General features: G+C 40.8%; 18 protein-coding genes. 7 read left to right on the top strand and 11 right to left on the bottom strand.

The features are described 5' to 3' along the window. Positions 1 to 22 precede the first annotated feature (22 nt). On the top strand, positions 23 to 709 hold the full coding sequence (locus G0029_RS01405) for a DsbA family protein (protein ID WP_111885832.1): 687 nt from the start codon (positions 23 to 25) through the stop codon (positions 707 to 709). Between the two features lie 77 nt (positions 710 to 786). Here the strand turns inward: G0029_RS01405 and G0029_RS01400 are convergent, their stop codons facing one another. After that, positions 787 to 987, bottom strand: a complete 201-nt coding sequence (locus tag G0029_RS01400; RefSeq protein WP_067761311.1) for a dodecin family protein — start codon at positions 985 to 987, stop codon at positions 787 to 789. A 237-nt stretch (positions 988 to 1224) separates the two neighbouring features. Between G0029_RS01400 and G0029_RS01395 the strand changes: the two genes are divergently transcribed. From G0029_RS01395 to G0029_RS01375, 5 genes are all read left to right on the top strand, one after another. Then, positions 1225 to 1473 carry a glycine zipper domain-containing protein gene (locus G0029_RS01395; protein ID WP_078192883.1) on the top strand — a complete coding sequence of 83 codons (249 nt, stop codon included), beginning with the start codon at positions 1225 to 1227 and terminating at the stop codon, positions 1471 to 1473. Positions 1474 to 1707: 234 nt separating this feature from the next. Beyond that, a complete protein-coding gene (locus G0029_RS01390) occupies positions 1708 to 1896 on the top strand; it encodes a hypothetical protein (protein ID WP_111885834.1) in 189 nt (62 codons plus the stop codon). A 350-nt stretch (positions 1897 to 2246) separates the two neighbouring features. Beyond that, entirely contained in the window at positions 2247 to 2426 is a 180-nt protein-coding gene (locus G0029_RS01385; protein WP_078189814.1) for a hypothetical protein, read from the top strand. Positions 2427 to 2437: 11 nt separating this feature from the next. Next, the gene (locus G0029_RS01380; protein WP_180109666.1) at positions 2438 to 3886 is read left to right on the top strand and encodes a hypothetical protein; all 1449 of its coding nucleotides are present in this window, start codon (positions 2438 to 2440) and stop codon (positions 3884 to 3886) included. Between the two features lie 98 nt (positions 3887 to 3984). Then, complete coding sequence (locus tag G0029_RS01375) at positions 3985 to 5145, top strand: hypothetical protein (protein WP_180109665.1); 1161 nt, start codon at positions 3985 to 3987, stop codon at positions 5143 to 5145. Between the two features lie 68 nt (positions 5146 to 5213). Here the strand turns inward: G0029_RS01375 and G0029_RS01370 are convergent, their stop codons facing one another. From G0029_RS01370 to G0029_RS01345, 6 genes are all read right to left on the bottom strand, one after another. After that, positions 5214 to 5489: a hypothetical protein gene (locus G0029_RS01370; RefSeq protein WP_078192833.1), complete on the bottom strand. Its 276-nt coding sequence runs from the start codon at positions 5487 to 5489 to the stop codon at positions 5214 to 5216. Between the two features lie 154 nt (positions 5490 to 5643). Further along, a complete protein-coding gene (gene htpG, locus G0029_RS01365; RefSeq protein ID WP_111885837.1) occupies positions 5644 to 7563 on the bottom strand; it encodes a molecular chaperone HtpG in 1920 nt (639 codons plus the stop codon). Positions 7564 to 7680: 117 nt separating this feature from the next. Then, positions 7681 to 8028, bottom strand: a complete 348-nt coding sequence (locus tag G0029_RS01360) for a lysozyme inhibitor LprI family protein (protein ID WP_078189819.1) — start codon at positions 8026 to 8028, stop codon at positions 7681 to 7683. Positions 8029 to 8185: 157 nt separating this feature from the next. Next, on the bottom strand, positions 8186 to 8776 hold the full coding sequence (locus G0029_RS01355; RefSeq protein WP_078192836.1) for an OmpW/AlkL family protein: 591 nt from the start codon (positions 8774 to 8776) through the stop codon (positions 8186 to 8188). 306 nt (positions 8777 to 9082) lie between these two features. Further along, entirely contained in the window at positions 9083 to 10450 is a 1368-nt protein-coding gene (locus G0029_RS01350; RefSeq protein WP_180106162.1) for a Na+/H+ antiporter family protein, read from the bottom strand. Between the two features lie 96 nt (positions 10451 to 10546). Further along, the gene (locus G0029_RS01345; protein ID WP_180106160.1) at positions 10547 to 11422 is read right to left on the bottom strand and encodes an alpha/beta fold hydrolase; all 876 of its coding nucleotides are present in this window, start codon (positions 11420 to 11422) and stop codon (positions 10547 to 10549) included. Between the two features lie 128 nt (positions 11423 to 11550). Here G0029_RS01345 and G0029_RS01340 point away from each other — a divergent pair, with 128 nt between their 5' ends. After that, entirely contained in the window at positions 11551 to 12033 is a 483-nt protein-coding gene (locus tag G0029_RS01340) for a DUF4442 domain-containing protein (protein WP_180054258.1), read from the top strand. Between the two features lie 50 nt (positions 12034 to 12083). Here G0029_RS01340 and G0029_RS01335 read toward each other — a convergent pair whose 3' ends face one another. The 4 genes from G0029_RS01335 to rpoB form a co-directional block, all read right to left on the bottom strand. Next, a complete protein-coding gene (locus tag G0029_RS01335) occupies positions 12084 to 12440 on the bottom strand; it encodes a DNA transfer protein p32 (RefSeq protein ID WP_078192840.1) in 357 nt (118 codons plus the stop codon). 129 nt (positions 12441 to 12569) lie between these two features. Then, positions 12570 to 13112 (bottom strand): hypothetical protein, encoded by a 543-nt coding sequence (locus G0029_RS01330; RefSeq protein ID WP_180101530.1) that lies wholly within the window; start codon positions 13110 to 13112, stop codon positions 12570 to 12572. Between the two features lie 159 nt (positions 13113 to 13271). Further along, positions 13272 to 17471, bottom strand: coding sequence for a DNA-directed RNA polymerase subunit beta' (rpoC, locus tag G0029_RS01325; RefSeq protein WP_180109664.1), 4200 nt, complete (start codon positions 17469 to 17471; stop codon positions 13272 to 13274). Between the two features lie 171 nt (positions 17472 to 17642). Continuing rightward, on the bottom strand, positions 17643 to 21731 hold the full coding sequence (gene rpoB, locus G0029_RS01320) for a DNA-directed RNA polymerase subunit beta (protein ID WP_180106158.1): 4089 nt from the start codon (positions 21729 to 21731) through the stop codon (positions 17643 to 17645). Between the last annotated feature and the right edge of the window lie 90 nt (positions 21732 to 21821).

Here is a 21821-nt window from a genome sequence, read left to right as displayed (position 1 = left end):
GAACATAGAAAAGAGATTTCCCATGCGTGTAGATATCTGGTCAGACGTGGTTTGCCCATTTTGTTATATTGCGAAAAAACGCCTTGAAGCTGCTGCCGAAGAATCGGGTGTAGAGCTTGAAGTGTTTTGGCATAGCTATCAACTTGACGCAGATGCGCCCGCTCGCCTAGAAATTTCTAATACTGAACGTCTAGCTCAAAAATATGGCCGCAGTATTGAAGAAGTTGAAGAAATGCAGCGCAATATCGCCGAAATGGCAAAAGCTGAAGGTATTGAATTTAACTGGCAAAAAGCCAATTCAGGCAATACTTTCAACGCGCACCGCTTGATTCATCTTGCACAAAGCAAAGGTCTCGGCAGTGAAGCCAAAGAAGCGTTCTTCTATAGCTATATGACGCAAGGCTTGGCCATTGGTGAACGTGAAACCTTAGAAGACGTTGCATCTCGTATTGGTCTAAACCCTGTTGAAGTCGATGACTTATTAGACTCAGATGAATTTGCTGATTTCGTCAAATACGATGAAGAAGTAGCACGCGATCAACTTAAAGTTACGGGTGTACCGTTCTTTGTATTTGAGCAACGCATTGCTTTAGCAGGCGCTCAACCGAAAGATGTATTTAAAAAAGTGATGGACAAAGCTGCGGAACTTCCTGAGCTTGCTCCTACACCTGTGTGTAATGATGAAAGCTGTGAAACGCCTGAAAAATAATTCAGCGTGTTCAAACAAAAATCCCCGAACTTCGGGGATTTTTTTTTGATCAGTTTTTAACTTCAATAAAACTAAACTTATTCAACCAAGAAGCTGATTTTTAAGTTCACTCGATATTCCGCAATTTTATTGTCTTTCACCACAACTTTTTGTTCATTAATCCATGCACCCTGAACGTTCTTTACGGTTTCAGTGACTTTATTAATTCCCGTTTGGATCGCATCTTCAAAACTTTTTGTGCTACTTGCATTTACTTCAACGACTTTAGCAACAGACATTGTATTTATCCTCATTGTTATGATTTTGAATCTTCATCATATGATTAAGTCACTTATTTTGGTTATTTTTTAAACATCAAAACAGCAAAATATTACATGTCTTACACAGGAGTGAATTCCACTTCGGTGGATTACAAACTGACCATCATTTATTACATGCTTTCTGTTTAAGCCAAGGCCACTACCGATTAGGCTAAAAGCTTCATTCTTCAAACGATCATGCTCGGGAGTAATGTCATGACTATTGAACCTCAAGCAACTTCTGCTGAAACCGAACTATCTACCAATACACCCCCTCAAACAACCACCAACGAGTCCCAAACAGGGAAGAATAGCTTTCTCTCACGTTTTTCTCCGACCGTCAAAGGTGCTGCGATCGGAGCTGTTGCAGGCAGTATATTACCTGTTTTTGGTACGATTAGTGGTGCCATTATTGGTGGTATCGCAGGCAAAGTCTATGAAAAGAAATGTGCCAAACATTCATAGATTTTTCATCTATATCTGAGTGATACGCCGCTGTCACTCAGCCACTAAAAACTCTAGAGCAATAACTCTAATAGACTGTTTTATATAAATATTAAATCCTACCATTTATCTTGTGTTGCCGAATCGATCATTTTTAATTGATTATTTTTTGATATTATTTTCACATAAATTCAAGTGATTAATTTTCTCCCTGACTCAATTTTTGAGTTACTAATGATTGATAGGAATACACAAATGAACGCAATCAAATATGCTATGGCTGTTGCTGTGATGGCGCTTTCTGCAACTGTTTCTGCACAAATCGTTTACGTACCAGATTTTCCAGTAAAAAAAGCTGTAACTGCTGAAACTGCCAATGCAGAGAGCCAAGCTCCAGCTGCTGATACAACTGAAGTTATAACAAACACAGAAAAAAAAGCTTAATTTTTAGCTGATTTTTCCATAAAAAAACCGATGGCTCCCACCATCGGTTTTTTATTTTATGTGCCTTTACTTTGGGCTTTATTCTTTACTTAACATTAAAAATGAACATCTAAAAGCGCTCGATCGCTGATGATGACTTCAAAAAATTGATCAAACCATACCGCTATATCTTTTGCAAAACCTATCTTTAAGCTAATGATTTGGTATTATTTTTAAACAAAATGCGCATTAATTGTCATATTTAACGCTTAATTTGTAGAAGCTGACATTTATTTCCATGTTTTTTTTAATGAAATCTCTATAATCAAATGAACTAATCGACTTCTTTATTTTTAAATTTACATTGTCCTATGCAAGAACTTCAGGCACTGATACAAGGAAAAATTTCACCGCAGGTTATCGATATTGAACGCCTGATTGAATTGGCCAATACATATCGAAACCCGAATTCGGCTGAATATAAATTAGTAGAACTTGCAACCAATATTGTATTGGCTAAATATTTAGAAAAAGCACAAAAAGTCCTTTAGGAAGTGGACAAATGAATTTACAAGACAAAGTACAATTAATAAAAGAAATCCATGTACTGACCCATCAACTTGAACATCGTGCTTTGAGTTTTTATGAAACTGCGCTTTCTAAACGTCGGATTCATGAAATTTTTGCCTTATGCGATGAACCAATTTTTCAAAAGCAAATATTAAGTTATCGTGCATTAACTAAGCCACAAATGGCTGCCACTGAATTTTCCAAACAAACGCCATATTCATTGTTATTTCGAGGCTATTTTAACCATGACGCTGCACTCGAAAGTGCTTTATATCAATATCCAGAGATGGGTTGGGCCTTGCTGCATGACCATGAGTTAGGTTGGCAAGTTTGGATGATTCCAGCCAAACAGCGCACGGCGTTACTCAGTGAATGGGGCAATTTCAGTGAATGCTATGATTGGTTAATTGAGCAACAACAGCTATATAAATGTTTAATCAGTGATATCGATCTACGTCTACATGCCGTACGCCTAAAGGACGAAGTCAGCACAGCACCAAGCTGTGTTGCAGCAAGTGTGGATATCCTACTGCCAATTGAAGCGATAAATAAAGACGGATCTGTCGATCTAGATCATCGCGATAAGCAAATCAATGAAGTGGATCTGTTGCTTGATAACTCAAATACGGATAAGCCGGAGCCTTCTTCACCTGATACCGCTCCTCTTGTTCTAATTGAGCAGCCAACACATGCGCCATCAGAGGAACATCTCAACTCGACAATGGCAAGCGTTGAACTTCCTGAACAGGTTCAAATCGCTCAATACACTGCTCGCATTCAAAAGCTGCAAAACATCGATGCACAATTGGCCTTGTATGAATTGCAGTTTATAGATCAGCCTGAACTCACAACACAACTTGATGTTCTATTGCATACGACAGATGGTACAGATTGGAAAAACCAGCCGCTGTATTTAGCAGAGCAAATCAATACCGAGGGCCGCTTCATCAAATATCTCTTGTTGTTTGGTGCGCAAACGCAGATGGAAGCCATTCGACTCTCTCAACTGTTTTGCCAACAACATCAACATGAACTTGCCGCAATTAAAGTCATGACATGGGACAATCTAGAGCAACTTTGTACTGCACCTGATCAGCTCTATCAACAGTCTCAGCAGGCTGAAATGATTTGGTCACAAACCGACTATTATCCATTTATCCCGGCACAATTAATTCATACGCAAAAATTCATTCATTTTGATGAACCTGAACCGACGCTACATACCCCGTTGTTATTATTACAAGAACGTCAAAAAATACGGTTAATCCACGGTCAAAAACGCATGGCACTCTTGCGTACCGAACAAGCCCTTCCCTATTTGATCCTTCATCGACAGCAAGGTTTAAATTGGCAAAGCATCCAAAATGTGATCCAACAATTGCCTCAACCCATTGATGTGATTTCGCTTTATCAAGCACTTAAGCAAATGACCGAAGAATAATTGCATTTATTTTGTAGTTTGGCTTGCATTTATCCGACAAAAATAACAAAACTACAGATGCAGGATACTCAGATGATAATTAAATAGAGCCAAAACATATGCATAAAAAACAACAGTACTTTATTCGGACTTTGCTTTTTTCCGCATCAATGAGCTTGATGTATCAAGTTGCTTGGGCCAATGAAACTGATGCTGTCGTCAATGAAACTGAGGGTGAACATTCGCAGGATGTGCCTGTAACTGACCAAAATTCACCGTATATCACGCCAAAGACCTATGATTTTTTAGATCAAATTCCACGTTGGATTGATGCAACACCGACCTTCTTACCTGAACAATCAGATCACCCCATTGTTCCGACAACAGAACAAACGGAAAATAATAGCTGGACCGATCGACAACAGAAGAAAGTCCGAAATTGGGCAGATCGAACGGCCGTTCGCATGGATAACTGGTTTGGGAAAAGTGAGCCAGAAAAGCCTGCCAATGCAACCCTACGGGTCATTTTAGATAACAGTTGGGATAAGCATGACGGTTACGAAATTAAGCCACGTATACGAGGAAAAATTAAACTCCCGACCTTGGAGAAAAAGTTAAGCGTCGTGTTTGGTGATGACTCTTTAGATAATGAGCTTGAAAATAATGCCGCGATTACCAATGAAAATCCTGCGGGGCGTAGTGATAAAAATTATGACAATAAGCAAACCCGTGAAGATAACAGTTCGCTCGCGTTACGTTGGTCAGAAATTTCAGATCGACTGCCTTTCGAAACTGACGTTGATCTAGGTTTACGTTCTGGTGATGACCTATATGTCCGCTTAAAAGCAGCTAAAAAATGGCAACTCGACAATGATTACAGTTTTTTAGCCGAACAAATTTATCGTTATGGTATCGATAGTGAAAATTATCTGAGAACCAATTTAGAATTAACCCATGCCCGACCAGGCCAACCCTTTATCTCAAACCAATTCAACCTGACCTATGCAGATGCACAGGATGATGATCTGAAATGGGATAACTTCAGTTACCGCCAACACCAATTTTTTAAAGGTAACCGATTCAACTACGGCCTATATACAGGTGGTTTTTACAATAACGATCAACTGCGTTTAAACAGTTGGGGACCCTATGTATCATGGCGACAGCCCTTTCTGCGCGAATGGTTTTATATCCAAGGTGATCTCAACTACCTCAACAACCATCGTGACGATAAAAGCCACTTTGTGGGCGCTTTAGTGCGCCTTGAAGCCTTGTTCTAGAACCCGCTATTTCACAGCGAATAAAAAGCCCATCTCAACAGGATGGGCTTTTTTTAAATAACTCAGCTTCAATTTTTCTTAATCACACGTACACGATCATTACGTACAATACTCGGCTGTTTTTCAGCGACTTTTTTCACTTTAGGAAAACTATACTGAACACGATCATTTCGCATCACACGGCGACTATCAACAAAAGGGTTGATATCGTATTGTGCGATCTGCTTTGAAACCTGCACACGGTCATTACGCACCATTTTTTGCTTAGCGCTGTCTGCCTGAGCAGATTGCATGAGGCCCATAGAGAGCAGCGAGCCCATTACAGCGATCACTAAAATTTTCATCTTAAGATTCCCAATACTTAACGATCGCTATTATAGATTAATTATTTATTTTTAATTTATTTTAAAGATTAAAACATGGACGTTTTTATTCATGTGCTCTATCGAAAAACCAAATAAAAAAACCTCCCGAAGGAGGTTCATTTCATATCTACCGTTACTTCAGCAATAAGCTGTTAATCCGTTTGATGTATTGGGCAGGATCTTCGGGTAAACCGCCTTCAGCAATCAACGCTTGATCGAAGATCACATTCGCCAAATCATCAAATTGCGCTGAACCTTCTAATTTTTGTACCAACGGATGGGATGGATTGATTTCCAAGACTGGTTTTGACTCGGGAACCGCTTGTCCTGCTTGTTTTAGCATACGGACCAGTTGCGGTGATAACTCACCCTCAGCCACCACCAAACACGCAGGAGAGTCCACTAAACGTGTTGTTACACGCACTTCAGAGGTCTTATCTTTTAACGCATCCGACAGTTTTTCAACAACAGGTTTAAACTGCTCAGCAGCTTCCTCAAGTGCTTTCTTCTCTTCAGCATCTTGTAGATCACCCAAATCAACTGCACCTTTTGATACATTCTGTAATGGTGTTCCATCAAACTCAAAAACAAATTCCATCGCCCACTCATCCACTCGTTCAGTCATGAGCAGCACTTCGATACCTTTTTTCTTGAACAATTCAAGTTGTGGTGAGTTTTTCGCAGCATTTAAACTATCAGCAGTCACATAGTAAATTGCCTTTTGGCCTTCTTTCATATTGGCTTTATAGTCTGCAAATGATGTTTTCACTTCATCATTATTTGACGAAGCAAAGCGTAATAATTTTAGAATACGCTCACGATTCGCCATGTCTTCGCCTAAGCCTTCTTTTAAGACTGAACCAAACTCAGCGTAGAATTTTGCAAACTTCTCTTGATCAGCAACATCTTCAGATTTCGCCAAACCATCTAGCACCGTTAAAATACGGCGGGCGTTACCTTCACGAATCGTTTTAACGTCGCGACTTTCTTGTAATAATTCACGGCTTACATTAAGTGGTAAGTCTGCGCTATCAACCACACCTTGAACAAAACGTAAATAATTTGGAATCAAATTATCCGCATCATCCATGATAAATACACGTTTCACATACAGCTTAATTCCTGCTTTAGCTTCACGTGTGAAAATATTGCTTGGTGCGCGAGATGGAATATAAAGTAACTGTGTATATTCCGTACTTCCCTCTACACGGTTGTGTGTCCACGCAAGCGGGGCTTCAAAATCATGGCTCAGATTTTTATAAAACTCAGTATATTGTTCTTCACTGATCTCATTTTTATTACGCGTCCATAATGCACTTGCTGAGTTAATCGCTTCCCATTCATCCGTCAGTACATATTGACCAGGTTTTGCTTCTTCGCCTTCTGCAGCTTCCTCTTGTTGCCAAACTTCTTTCTGCATCTCAATTGGCAAACTAATATGATCAGAGTATTTATTAATAATCTGCTTAACTTTGTAACGATCTAAATAATCTAAAGCATCCTCGCGTAAATGCAAAATGATGTCGGTTCCACGTGAAGCCTTATCAATTGGCTCTACATCAAACTCACCTGTACCATTACTAACCCAACGTACCCCTTCAGCGGCATTTACCCCAGCACGACGTGATTCCACTGTAATTTTTTCAGCAACAATAAAACCTGAATAGAAGCCCACACCAAATTGACCAATCAATTGTGCATCTGACTTTTGATCACCCGTAAGCTTCGACATAAAATCTTTAGTGCCAGACTTAGCAATCGTACCCAAATGATCAATCGCTTCTTGTTGTGTCATACCAATACCATTATCCGAAATGGTAATTGTCTTCTGCTCTTTATTTAAATGAATACGCACATGTAAATCTGGATCATTTTCATAATATTCAGGATGGTTAATCCCTTCAAAACGTAATTTATCACAGGCATCAGATGCGTTTGATACTAACTCACGAAGGAAAATTTCAGGATTTGAATATAAAGAATGTGTTACTAAATGCAGTAACTGAGCCACTTCCGCTTGGAAGCTGTGTTTTTGAGATTGTTGTTCGCTCATCAGTCTCTCCGTTCATACTGAGTAAAATTATCAATTGCCTATATGAATGGAGGGACTTCACTATTTTTCAATAGTGTGAATGGAAAATTTTTATTCTATCGCACTAAATTTTAAGGTTTAAAAAGGTCCTTGTTTATAAACGCGGTCCATGTAGAGATCCAGTTTTTGCTGCCGCATTTTATATACATCACTTAAACAACTGACATTGTCACGGCACTGATCGCGTAGTTGTAGCCATTTTATTTGTTGATCTTGAATTGCGCCACGTGTCCCCATGGGAACCAAATGACGAATAATCGTATAGGTTGTTGCCATTTTGACATCGGCATCATTAATACTACGGTTATCACAAACCGCATGTTCGGTAATGGTTTTCGCCTTTTTACAATCAAAACTTGCGGCATAACTTGTCGAAATAAAATAAGCACTGCCCAAGACCAGCATACCCTGAATAATTTTTTTCATCGTCTTTTCTCTTCATACAACTTGCTGATTTATCTCGACTCTAACAGTTCTACCTAAATTTTCTATTGCCTATTTGTTCAATTCGATCAACTGATGAATGGAATATGCTGCATAAAAAAACCCTGCCATTCGACAGGGTTTTAAAATTAGCTACAGCTTAGAATTTGTAGCTATAACCAATTGTATACACCATTGGATCGATATCTAAATCAAAAGTTGTAACATCTTTAATTTCAACTTCTGGGCTGATCTGTGCATAACGCGCATCAAAGAAAACACCCCAATTTTTAGCATCAGCTGGCTGGTAGTTAAAGCCGATTTGACCAGCAAAACCAAAATCTTCTTTTACTTTAACCTTACCTAGATCTGATTCTTCATCCCAAGCAACAAAGGCTGTACCACCCACACCGATATATGGTGTAAAGCGTGTTGAATTTTTAAAATTATATTTCGCAGTAATCGTTGGCGGTAAGTGTTTAAGCTTAACAGCCTTATCACCGTTTAACAGCACATCATGATTGATTGGAGTTGCCAAAAGCAATTCTGCTGAAATGTTGTCGTTAAAGAAATATTCCACCGATGGTGTAAATGCATATTCATTGTCTGCTTTTACAGTCGCAGCACCGTCTAGGATATCAGTATCTGCTGTTGGCGCGATTACAGACCCACCAACTTTTACCTGCCATTGACCAGCCATCGCTGAAGCAGACATACCCAATAATGCAATAAGAGCAGCTTGTTTTAACATTTTAAAGCAACCTTCTAGAATGAATAATTAATATTAAACATTAGTATTAAAATTATGCAATAACATTATTTAATAATTTATTACACTATTATATAAGTTATTATTAATTAACTATATTTATTTTAATCATAGTTCAAAGGTTGGTTTTATTTATCAACCATTATAATTAACTTATTATTTAAAATATACCAACCATTTTAATCAGAATTAATCAAATTAATGATTTTAAACCAACTAAATTCATCAGGTTTAAATAATAAAAAAGGCGATTATATAATCGCCTTTTTATTTATCTTTGAAAATTTTTTAGAGTACCATTGCGGCAATCCAACCAAAGATCATTAATGGAATATTGTAGTGAATGAAGGTCGGGACCACACTGTCTTTCATGTGGTCATGCTGACCATCCATATTAAGGCCTGATGTTGGGCCTAAAGTTGAGTCTGATGCCGGAGAACCTGCATCTCCTAAAGCTGCTGCTGTACCAATAATGGCAATCGTTGCCGCTGGGCTAAAACCAAATTGAATACAAAGTGGTACATAAATAATGGCCAAAATTGGGATTGTTGAGAATGAAGAACCAATACCTAAGGTAATTAATAGCCCTATCAATAGCATCCAAAATGCAGCTAAACCTTGGCTGTTTCCAATCCATTCAACCGAAGCTTGTACCAGTACTGGTACTTGATTCGTAGCCTCAATCACAGATGCAAAACCCTGCGCAGAAATCATAATGAAACCCACCAGTGCCATCATGCGCATACCACTGATAATGACATCATCGGCTTCTTTCCACTTAAAAATACCTGCACAGCTTAAGATCGCAACACCAACGAGACCCGCCAAAATCATCGACTCAGATATGACTTGAACAGAAAGCGTAGCAACTACTGCTACCGCAGCCATGATCAAAGTAAATTTAGCGACTTGTGGTTTACCATTTTCATCTGCTTTTACATCAGATGAGATGGTGTGCTGTGATTCCTTAATCTGAACGTCAGCATACTCTCGTGGTTTACGGTAGCTATAAAAAACAGCAATTAATAAGCCAACAAACATCCCAAATACTGGAATTGCCATAGCAGTTGGAATTTGATCATAGCTGATGTTGAAACCGTATGGCTTACCAAAGGTATTGATGTTTTGACCTAAAATATCATTAAGGAAAATAGCACCAAAACCAAAAGGTACCAGCATATAAGTCGCCACAAGACCAAAAGTCAGAACACAAGCAATCAAACGACGGTCAAGTTTTAAATGATTAAATACACTGAGTAATGGTGGAATTAATACTGGAATAAACGCAATGTGCACTGGAATCACGTTTTGTGAACATACGGCGGCTAAAGCGATAGTAGCGAAAATTACGTATTTCACGCAATTCTGGGCTTTCACATTACTGTTACCTTTGAGTTTAGTAATGAGTTGATAAGCCAGTAAATCTGGCAGACCTGAACGCGCAAGTGCCAAAGCAAATGCCCCCAACACGCCATAAGCAAGTGCGATTTGAGCACCGTTGCCTAAGCCACTATTAAACGCTTCGATGGTGCCATGAATACCAAGACCAGCTAACAAGCCACCTGTTACTGCACCAATGATCAGCGCAAATACAACAGGCACGCGTGCCAGCGACAGTCCAAACATGACTGTAATTGCGGCAAGAATAGCAAACATAAGAAAAAAGGGAGTCTGACAAAAAACCGTATTTTATCAGAATTTGCTCGCTATTTAGCCCCCTATCGATGAAACTGTCACTGTTGAACGATTTACTTAAAGCTGCTGTGATTGCGCAAATTGAGCGATGTAACTTGCAATTTTTTCGGGTTGGCTCAGCACGGCCCAATGATTGGCATTGACTTCAACTACAGATAAATCTTCAACCCAATTAGGTAATTCTTTAATGTAATCTGGACTGACAAAATTATCATGTTTCAACACAATCGCTTGTACAGGACAGACGGCATGACGTTGTCTAGGCTGAGTTAAGCGGGGAATAAAATTAGCACGGTAAAGCGCAATACCCTGTTTACCATCATGCTGAATATTATGATTCAAAGGCAATTCTTGAGTACGTTCTAAATCATTCACAATTTTTCCCCAACGTTCAGCATTCAAAAAATGCCACGCCGTCGGTGCCAAAAATGGTAATTGGAATACCCCGATGTACCATGACTTACTTAATAATTCGAGTAATTTTTTCTGCTGATGCTTAAAGCTATTTCTGAGCAAAAATGCCGCATGATCCAAACATGGCCCAGAAATAGTTGAATAAGACAAAATACGTGAGCGAAATTTTGGCTCAGTCACCGATTCCCAAGATTGGATAGAGCCCCAATCATGCGCGGCCAAATGAAAACTACGCTCGCCTAATACCGCTTGCGTCACACTATCTAAATCAAGTGAAAGTTGTTCTAAACGGTAATCTCGTACTTTACGGGGCACAGATGACTGCCCTGCACCTCGCACGTCATAGCTCACAATATAAAATTCAGAACCAAGATGTTCAATAACCGGTTCCCATACTTCCTGATTATCAGGATAACCATGAACCAAAACCAAAGCGGGCTTGGTTTCATCACCCCATGTCTTTACATAGAGCCGTTGTTGATCTGTGGTATTCACCCATTGCGTATTTAGTGGTTGCATTCTTCTAGTCCTTTTATCGATTCCATCGAATTGACGTTTTATTTGTGAACATGGGCAATGTGATCAATGCCACAGTTTTGAAACTCATTTAGTATGCAAAGTTCAGCATAAAAAAAAATTGACCCAGTATGAGCATAATCCAGAAAATAATGACAATGCCTATTGTCTCTAAATTCTTACTCAATCATTATGCCCCTTATAAAGGTGCTGGCATTTCGATTGATAAAATTGATCTCGCCAATTATCACATTCGCGTCAAAATGCCATTAACTCGAAAAAATCAAAATATTGTCGGTGTACATTTTGGCGGTAGTCTATATTCAATGGTTGACCCATTTTATATGTTGATTTTGATGCATCACCTTGGCTCACGTTATATCGTGTGGGACAAAGCGGCAAATATCCAATTTTTATCTCCCGGGCGTGGAACGGTATACGCCGACATCCAGCTCGACCCAAATGAAATCAATCATATTAAAAACTTAGCAGATAACCACGCACCTGTTTTACGGAACTATAGCTTAAATATTTTTGATGAAGCAGGCTTACGTATCGCTGAAATTCAAAAAACGCTATACATTCGTCGCAAGCAACCCCGTCCACGCAAATAAAAAAGGCGCTTATCTTTAAGCGCCTTTTCATTCAATTTTATCGGATTGGATTAGCGATTTTGCTCAATTGCAGCACCTGCACCACCACCGATTGCACCACCAATCGCAGCACCAGTGTTACCACCAAAGATACTTTTACCGACTGCAGAACCAATCGCACCACCTACACCACTATATGTGGCATTTCGGTTTGAACCGTTTTGAGTTTTACTACCGACAGCTGCACCAGCACCACCACCAACGGCTGCACCTACACCACCACCGACATTATTACCCACACCACCACCTATAGCACCACCTAAAGCTGCAGCACCAATACGTTGTTCATTTGGCGACATGCTTTCACAACCAGCAAGCATTAGGGTCGACATCATCGCGACTGCGCATACGCTCATTACTTTTTTCATTGTGATGTTCCTTGTCTTCTTCAATACCTATGATTCTAAAACCATTGTATGAAACAATTAAACATAGCTTGTTACGGCTTGGAGCATAAATGCTGCATTTTGTAAAAACCATGCCTAATCGCTCACGAATCACTCAGGGTTTTCATCCAAAATCATCAAATCTTTTGTTGTTTCACCATTTTCAGTCAGCACAGCATGAGAGAGTTTGGCTTTGCTTTCTGGATCTGTTGCCTGATCTAGTTTTAGCGTGCGTTTAATCGGGTCTTGCCCTTTCTTAAACTCTACACCTTCTGCATCAATATTGGTGTTTTGACGAATAATCTGACCGTCCTGCTTCACCGTAGTCTTGGTTTCAATTTTAGAAGTCGGGACGATGACACCACCACGTTGTAGTACTGGAATCGATAATTTCTTTTCAGAAAAATCACTTTGATGGTCTGAAAGTTCAATTTCACGTGCCACGACATCCTGACCTTTATTGGTCATTTCTAACACTGTTGCAGTCACTTGGCGTACAGGTTCTTGACCTGCAACACGGCGAATCACTTCTGTTTTTAGTACTGGAACTACAGCTTTATCTTCCACCACAATCGAATTGGGCATAGGTGCAGCAATCGCTGTCAATGAGCTGAATAATGCAGAAACTGCGAATAATTGCTGTGCGAATTTCATCAAAAGACCCCGTTATGTTTAAGTTTAAAAATCAAGAGATTTGTTATGTTCTATTTTTACTATAGGAAATAAATCAACATTAGGAAAGCTTTAATTTTCAATTCATCCGCATAAAAAAAGCCACCCAAAGGTGGCTTTTTTGAATGATTTAAGGGCTAATTAAAGACCGTTAAATTCATCGCTAAATGCTTGGCTTAATGCTTGATCAACATCAGAGAAGTCATTGTGAAGCTCAAGCTCTGCAGCTTCAGACTCTTGACGACGACGTTCTAAGTGGTATGCCAAACCTGTACCCGCTGGGATCAGACGACCTACAACTACGTTTTCTTTCAGACCACGTAATTCATCTTCTTTACCTGTTACAGCAGCTTCAGTTAACACACGAGTTGTTTCCTGGAACGATGCAGCAGAAATGAACGAGTCAGTAGAAAGCGACGCTTTGGTAATACCCATCAATTGACGTTCAAACTTCGCTGGGAACTTGTTCTGAGCTGCCACAGCTTGGTTTTCTTGAACAACGCGGATGTATTCCACTTGCTCGCCTTTGATGAAGCTTGTATCACCACCGTCAGTGATTTCAACTTTACGAAGCATTTGACGTACGATCACTTCAATGTGCTTGTCGTTGATTTTTACACCTTGCAGACGGTATACGTCCTGAACTTCGTTCACGATGTAGTTTGTCAGTGCAACTTCGCCTTTCAAACGTAAGATGTCGTGTGGGTTTTGCGGACCATCAGAAATGGTTTCACCACGGTTCACATGCTCGCCTTCGAACACGTTAATCGTACGCCATTTCGGAATTAGCTCTTCGTAAATCTCAGAGCCATCATCCGGAGTAATCACAAGACGGTTCTTACCTTTGGTCTCTTTACCGAAGCTTACGATACCTGAAATTTCAGCAAGGATCGCATGTTCTTTCGGTTTACGTGCTTCGAACAAGTCAGCTACACGCGGTAGACCACCGGTAATATCACGTGTACGTGAAGATTCTTGTGGTACACGACCAATAACGTCACCGACACCAATTGTTTCGCCGTCGCGCACAGTCAGAATCGTGTTTTGTGGTAGGAAGTAGAACTGTTCGCCGCCATCTGTTGTATCCAATACAACAGCTGGACGCATATCTTTACCAGATGCTGGACGTGAAGTTACTGGAAGTACCTCAATAGTCGTCATACCTGTTGCATCATCAGTTTTCGATGTCACAGTTACGCCATCAGCGATTTGGCTGAAACGCACTTTACCTGCAACTTCGGTAACCAATGGATGTGTATGCGGATCCCAAATCGCTACGATACCGCCAGCTTCCACAGCTTCGCCATCTTTAATGATGATTGAAGCACCGTATGGAATTTTGTAACGTTCGCGTTCACGACCGATGTCATCCGCGATACCGATTTCACCTGAACGTGAAGTTGATACCAAGTGACCTTTAGCGTGTTGTACTGTTTTCACATTGTGGAAACGTACTGTACCTTTGTTACGAACTTGTACGCTGTTAGCAGCAGAAGTTCGGCTCGCAGCACCACCTACGTGGAACGTACGCATTGTTAACTGTGTACCTGGCTCACCAATTGATTGAGCAGCCATTACACCCACAGATTCACCTGGATTCACCAAGTGACCGCGAGCAAGGTCACGACCGTAACATTTCGCACATACACCGAAAGTAGATTCACAGTTTACAACTGAACGTACTTTCACTTCATCGACACCTTGCTCTTCTAAGTAGTTTGCAAGTTTTTCGTCGATTAATGTATTACGTGGAAGAATCACATCATCCGAACCTGGTTTCTTCGCATCTTCAGCAAGTACACGACCCAATACTCGAGTACCTAAGTTCTCGATGACATCGCCACCTTGAATGAACGGAGTCATTACAAGACCGTCGAAAGTACCACAATCTGGCTCAGTAATTACCAAGTCTTGTGCAACGTCAACCAAACGACGAGTCAAGTAACCTGAGTTCGCAGTTTTCAATGCAGTATCGGCCAAACCTTTACGTGCACCGTGTGTTGAAATGAAGTACTGAAGTACGGTCAAACCTTCACGGAAGTTCGCTTTAATTGGTGTTTCAATGATCGAACCATCTGGTTTCGCCATCAAACCACGCATACCCGCTAACTGACGAATCTGAGCTGCCGAACCACGGGCACCTGAGTCAGACATCATGTAAATCGAGTTGAATGATTTTTGTTTCTCGTCTTCACCCTGTTTGTTTTTAACAGTTGTGAAAGACAAGTTGTCCATCATCGCTTTCGCTACTTGGTCGTTTGTACGCGCCCAAATATCGACAACTTTGTTATAACGTTCGCCGGCAGTTACGAAACCTTGCTCGAATTGTTGTTCAATTTCACGAACTTCAACTTCAGCTTTTTCGATAATTGCTTGTTTTTGTGGCGGAATTAACATGTCTTCCATACCAACAGACACACCTGAGTGAGTCGCTTGACGGAAGCCCAAATACATCAATTGGTCAGCGAAGATAACAGTATCTTTAAGACCTAATTTACGGTAGCAAGAGTTGATCAATTTAGAGATGTTCTTTTTAGTCATCTCAACGTTGATTTGTTGGAAATCCATACCTTCAGGTACAACTTCCCAAAGTAAACAACGACCTGGAGTTGTGTCTACAACAATGGTTTGTTGTTCACGGTTACCATTTTCGTCAATGACAGTTTGGTGTACACGTGCTTTTACGCGAGCGTGTAAATCAACTTGACCTGTTGCAAGTGCACGGTTTACTTCGTCAGTATCCGCAAACACCATGCCTTCACCTTTGGCATTGATCGCATCACGAGTGATGTAGTACAAGCCTAAGACAACGTCCTGAGAAGGTACGATGATTGGCTCACCGTTCGCAGGAGAAAGAATGTTGTTTGTTGACATCATTAACGCACGAGCTTCTAACTGAGCTTCAAGTGTTAATGGTACGTGTACCGCCATTTGGTCACCGTCGAAGTCGGCGTTAAATGCCGCACAAACTAACGGGTGAAGACGGATCGCTTTACCTTCAATCAGGGTTGGTTCAAATGCTTGAAGACCCAAACGGTGAAGTGTAGGCGCACGGTTCAACATCACTGGATGTTGACGAATTACGTGAGCAAGTACGTCCCAAACTTCTGGAGTTTCACGCTCAACCATTTTCTTCGCAGCTTTAATGGTTGTCGCTTGGCCAGATGCTTGTAGTTTCGCAAAAATGAATGGTTTGAATAATTCAAGCGCCATTTTTTTCGGAAGACCACATTGGTGAAGACGTAAAGTCGGACCTACGGTAATTACCGAACGACCAGAGTAATCGACACGTTTACCCAATAAGTTTTGACGGAAACGACCTTGTTTACCTTTGATCATGTCTGCCAAAGATTTAAGAGGACGTTTATTCGAACCAGTAATTGCACGACCACGACGACCGTTATCAAGCAATGCATCAACAGACTCTTGTAACATACGTTTTTCGTTACGTACGATAATGTCTGGTGCTGCAAGGTCTAGTAGACGTTTTAAACGGTTGTTACGGTTAATTACACGACGGTAAAGATCGTTTAAGTCAGAAGTCGCAAAACGACCACCTTCTAGAGGAACCAACGGACGAAGATCAGGTGGAAGTACTGGAAGTACATTCATCACCATCCATTCTGGTTTGTTGTTCGACTCTTTGAACGCTTCCATCAATTTCAGACGTTTAGAAGCTTTTTTAAGCTTCGTTTCTGAAGTTGTATTTGGAATTTCTTCACGAAGACGTGAAATTTCAGCTTCAAGATCGATGTCTTTCAACAAATCTTGAACTGCTTCTGCACCCATTTTCGCAGTGAATTCATCACCGTGTTCTTCTAAAGCAGTGAAGTATTCTTCATCGTTTAGAAGTTGGTATTTCTCAAGTGGAGTCATACCTGGGTCAGTTACAACGTATGATTCGAAATACAATACACGTTCGATATCACGTAAAGTCATGTCTAAAAGCAGACCGATACGGCTAGGAAGTGATTTTAAGAACCAAATATGTGCAACTGGAGAAGCAAGGTCAATATGACCCATACGCTCACGACGTACTTTTGCAGTTGTTACTTCAACGCCACATTTTTCACAAATGACGCCTTTGTATTTCATACGCTTGTATTTACCACACAAGCATTCGTAATCTTTTACTGGACCAAAGATTTTGGCACAGAATAAACCATCACGTTCAGGTTTGAACGTACGGTAGTTAATGGTTTCAGGCTTTTTAACTTCACCATGAGACCACGACTTAATCATTTCTGGTGACGCAAGACCAATACGGATGCGATCAAACTCTACAGGAGCATGACCGTCTGAATCCGTCTTTTTGCGCATGATATCGAGCAAGTCTTTCAATTTTTTTCTCCGTGTGTTGTGGAGATTTTCACTTCACAACTGGGTCACAAATATTGTTTTTTAACTGAGTAATCCCCCTCAATCCCGCCTGATTTAAGCGGGAAACTCCCCTTAAAATAAGAGGAGTAAATCCCCCCCTTATAAAGGGGGTTGGGGGGATTGAATGGTTACTTAGTCACCATTTTTCAGTTCAATGTTGATACCTAAAGAACGGATCTCTTTGGTCAATACGTTGAACGATTCAGGCATACCTGGGTCCATGTAATGGTTACCATCTACAATGTTCTTATAGATACGGGTACGACCTTCAACGTCATCCGACTTCACAGTAAGCATTTCTTGAAGTGTGTATGCTGCACCGTAAGCTTCGAGTGCCCATACTTCCATCTCACCGAAACGCTGACCACCGAATTGTGCTTTACCACCAAGCGGCTGTTGAGTTACTAGAGAGTAAGAACCAGTAGAACGCGCATGCATCTTGTCGTCAACCAAGTGGTTCAATTTCAACATGTACATGTAACCTACAGTTACTGGACGGTCAAAACGCTCACCTGTACGACCATCATACAATACTGTTTGACCAGTACGTGAAATGCCACCAAGCTCTAACAATTCTTTGATTTGTGATTCTTCAGCACCATCAAATACTGGTGTTGCTAAAGGAACACCTTTACGCAAGTTACCTGAAAGCACCAAGATTTCTTCATCAGTTAAGCTATCAAGATCTTCTTGTTCGCCACCAACTTTGTTGTAAATCTTGTCTAAGAATTCACGAAGCTCAAGTACAGTACGTTGCTCTTTCATCATCTTGTCGATTTGATCGCCAAGACCTTTAGCCGCCATACCTAAGTGAGTTTCAAGAATCTGACCCACGTTCATACGTGATGGTACACCCAGTGGGTTAAGTACAACATCAACTGGAACACCGTTTGCATCGTGTGGCATGTCTTCTACAGGTAAGATGTTTGATACAACACCTTTGTTACCGTGACGACCCGCCATTTTATCACCCGGTTGGATGCGACGTTTTACAGCTAGGTAAACTTTAACAACTTTTAGTACACCAGTTGTCAGCTCATCACCTGTAGACAATTTGCGTTTTTTTTCTGCAAATTTCTCATCAATTTCAAGGCTCTTCTCTTTCAAGAACACTTGAATTTGAGTTAAACGTTCAGCAATCGCTTCGTCAACTGGTTGGATTTCAATAAGATCAACCAACTCAAGACCAGACAATAAATCTTCAGTTAATTTGTCACCGCGTTTAGTTGTACCGCCACCATTCGATTCTTGACCTTTCAACAAACGAACAATACGTTCACGAGCTGCTTCTTCAAAGATTTTGAATTCTTCTTTCAGATCTTTACGGTAAGCATCAAGTTGTGCTTTCTCAATTGCTTGAGCACGTTCGTCTTTTTCAAGACCATCACGTGTAAACACTTGAACGTCAATAACAGTACCTTTAACACCAGAAGATACACGTAAAGATGAATCTTTAACGTCAGCCGCTTTTTCGCCGAAGATTGCACGAAGAAGTTTTTCTTCCGGAGTAAGTTGGGTTTCACCCTTAGGTGTTACTTTACCTACAAGGATATCGCCCGCTGTTACTTCTGCACCGATGTAAACAATACCTGACTCATCAAGTTTAGAAAGTGCTGCTTCACCCACGTTCGGGATATCGGCAGTAATTTCTTCCGCACCCAATTTAGTATCACGTGCTACACATGACAATTCTTGAATGTGGATTGATGTTAAACGATCTTCTTGAAGCACACGCTCAGATAATAAGATCGAGTCTTCATAGTTGTAACCGTTCCAAGTCATGAATGCTACGCGCATGTTTTGACCCAATGCCAATTCACCGCCATCTGTAGATGGACCATCAGCTAATACGTCACCACGACCCACTTGATCACCAAGGCTTACAAGCACTTTTTGGTTAATACAAGTGTTTTGGTTAGAACGTGTATATTTGATCAGGTTGTAGATATCTACACCTGCTTCACCCGCGATCATTTCGTCTTCGTTTACACGAATAACAACACGAGACGCGTCGACAAATTCAATACGGCCACCACGTTTCGCAAGAACACATACACCTGAGTCGTGCGCTACGTTTGCTTCCATACCTGTACCAACAAGCGGCTTGTCAGCGATCAACGTAGGTACTGCCTGACGTTGCATGTTTGAACCCATCAATGCACGGTTGGCATCATCGTGTTCAAGGAATGGAATAAGTGATGCCGCTACAGATACAACCTGCTGTGCAGATACGTCCATATGCGTCACTTTTTCAGGAGGCATACGTACGAAATCACCTTGGTGACGTACAGAAACAAATTCTTCTGTTAAATTACCGTCTTTATCTACACCAGAATCGGCCTGTGCAATCACAGTACCTACTTCTTCAATCGCAGAAAGGTATTCAACGTCATCCGTTACACGACCATCAACAACTTTACGGTAAGGCGTTTCTAAGAAACCAAAATCATTCGCTTTCGCATAAACAGAAAGTGAGTTGATCAAACCAATGTTTGGACCCTCAGGAGTCTCAATTGGACATACACGACCATAATGAGTTTGATGTACGTCACGTACTTCGAAGCCCGCACGCTCACGAGTCAAACCACCTGGGCCCAATGCTGATACACGACGTTTGTGTGTAATTTCAGACAACGGGTTGTTTTGGTCCATGAACTGAGACAACTGGCTTGAACCAAAGAATTCTTTGATTGCAGCAGCAACTGGTTTCGCATTGATTAAATCTTGCGGAGACAAGTTATCAGTTTCAGCTTGAGATAAACGTTCTTTAACAGCACGTTCAACACGAACTAGACCAACACGGAATTGGTTTTCTGTCATTTCACCAACAGAACGAACACGACGGTTACCCAAGTGATCGATATCATCGACTTCACCTTTACCGTTACGGATTTCAACTAATGTTTTCAATACATCAGTGATGTCTTCGTTCGAAAGAATACCTTCAACTTCACGAGACTTCTGATCCGTACCCACTTCGTAAGGACGACCCAAACGACGGTTGAACTTCATACGACCTACTGGTGATAAGTCATAACGTTCAGAAGAGAAGAACAAATTGTTGAATAAGTTTTCAGCAGCTTCTTTTGTTGGTGGCTCACCCGGACGCATCACTTTGTAGATTTCTACAAGTGCTTCTTCACGACCAGTTGTAGTATCTGCACGTAAAGAGTCCGCAATGAATGGACCACGGTCGATGTCATTGGTATAAAGTACGTTGAATTGTTTAACGCCGCCTTCAGCCAATTTCACCATAATTTCATGGCTTAGTACTGTATTTGCAGCAATTACTTCGCCATCACGTAAGGTTACATCTTCAGCAACAATACGTTCATATAGGTATTCATCAGGAACAGAAAGTTTTTCAAGACCTGCTGCTTCCATTTGACGAACATGGCGCGCGTTAATACGTTTACCTTGTTCAACAATTGTTTTACCGTCTGTACCCACGATATCAAACTGTGCCATTTCGCCACGTAGACGTTCTGGAACCAAGTCAATTTGATAGCTACCCATATCAAGATATACAGGTACTTTTTCGTAGAACATGTCTAGGATTTGTTCGTTGTTATAACCCAAGGCACGAAGCACAACAGTCGCAAGTAATTTACGACGACGGTCAATACGAACATATACAAGATCTTTTGCATCGAATTCAAAGTCTAACCATGAACCACGGTAAGGAATGATACGAGCAGAGTAAAGAACTTTACCGCTAGAGTGAGTTTTGCCTTTATCGTGGTCAAAGAATACACCTGGTGAACGGTGTAATTGAGATACGATTACACGCTCAGTACCATTGATCACAAAGGTACCGTTGTCTGTCATAAGTGGCATTTCACCCATGTAGACTTCTTGCTCACGCACATCTTTGATTGTTTTAGTTTCGCGATCTTTAATGATCAGACGAATTTTTACACGCATTGGCGCCGCATAAGTTGAGCCACGAAGAATACATTCGCGCACATCAAATTCAGGCTTACCAAGACTATACTCAACAAATTCTAAAGCAGCATTGCCAGAATAACTTTCAATAGGAAAAACTGAACGAAATGCGGCTTGGAGACCGATATCTTCGCGGTTTTTTGGAGTTTTGCCGTCTTGAAGGAAAGTTCGGTACGAGTCGACTTGAATCGCGAGCAAGTACGGAACATCCATTACCTTGGGCAATTTACCAAAATTCTTACGGATCCGTTTCTTTTCGGTATATGAGTATGCCATCTGGAGTCCTCGGAAAGTAAACTAAGTCCGCCTGCAGAACGAACTTAGAAGGAATTACGCAGGCCGATATGGCCACCACTTTCACAAATG

The organism is Acinetobacter sp. YH12138 (genome assembly GCF_015218525.1).
GTDB lineage: Bacteria > Pseudomonadota > Gammaproteobacteria > Pseudomonadales > Moraxellaceae > Acinetobacter > Acinetobacter amyesii.
This window is presented reverse-complemented; position numbering and strand designations above follow the sequence as displayed.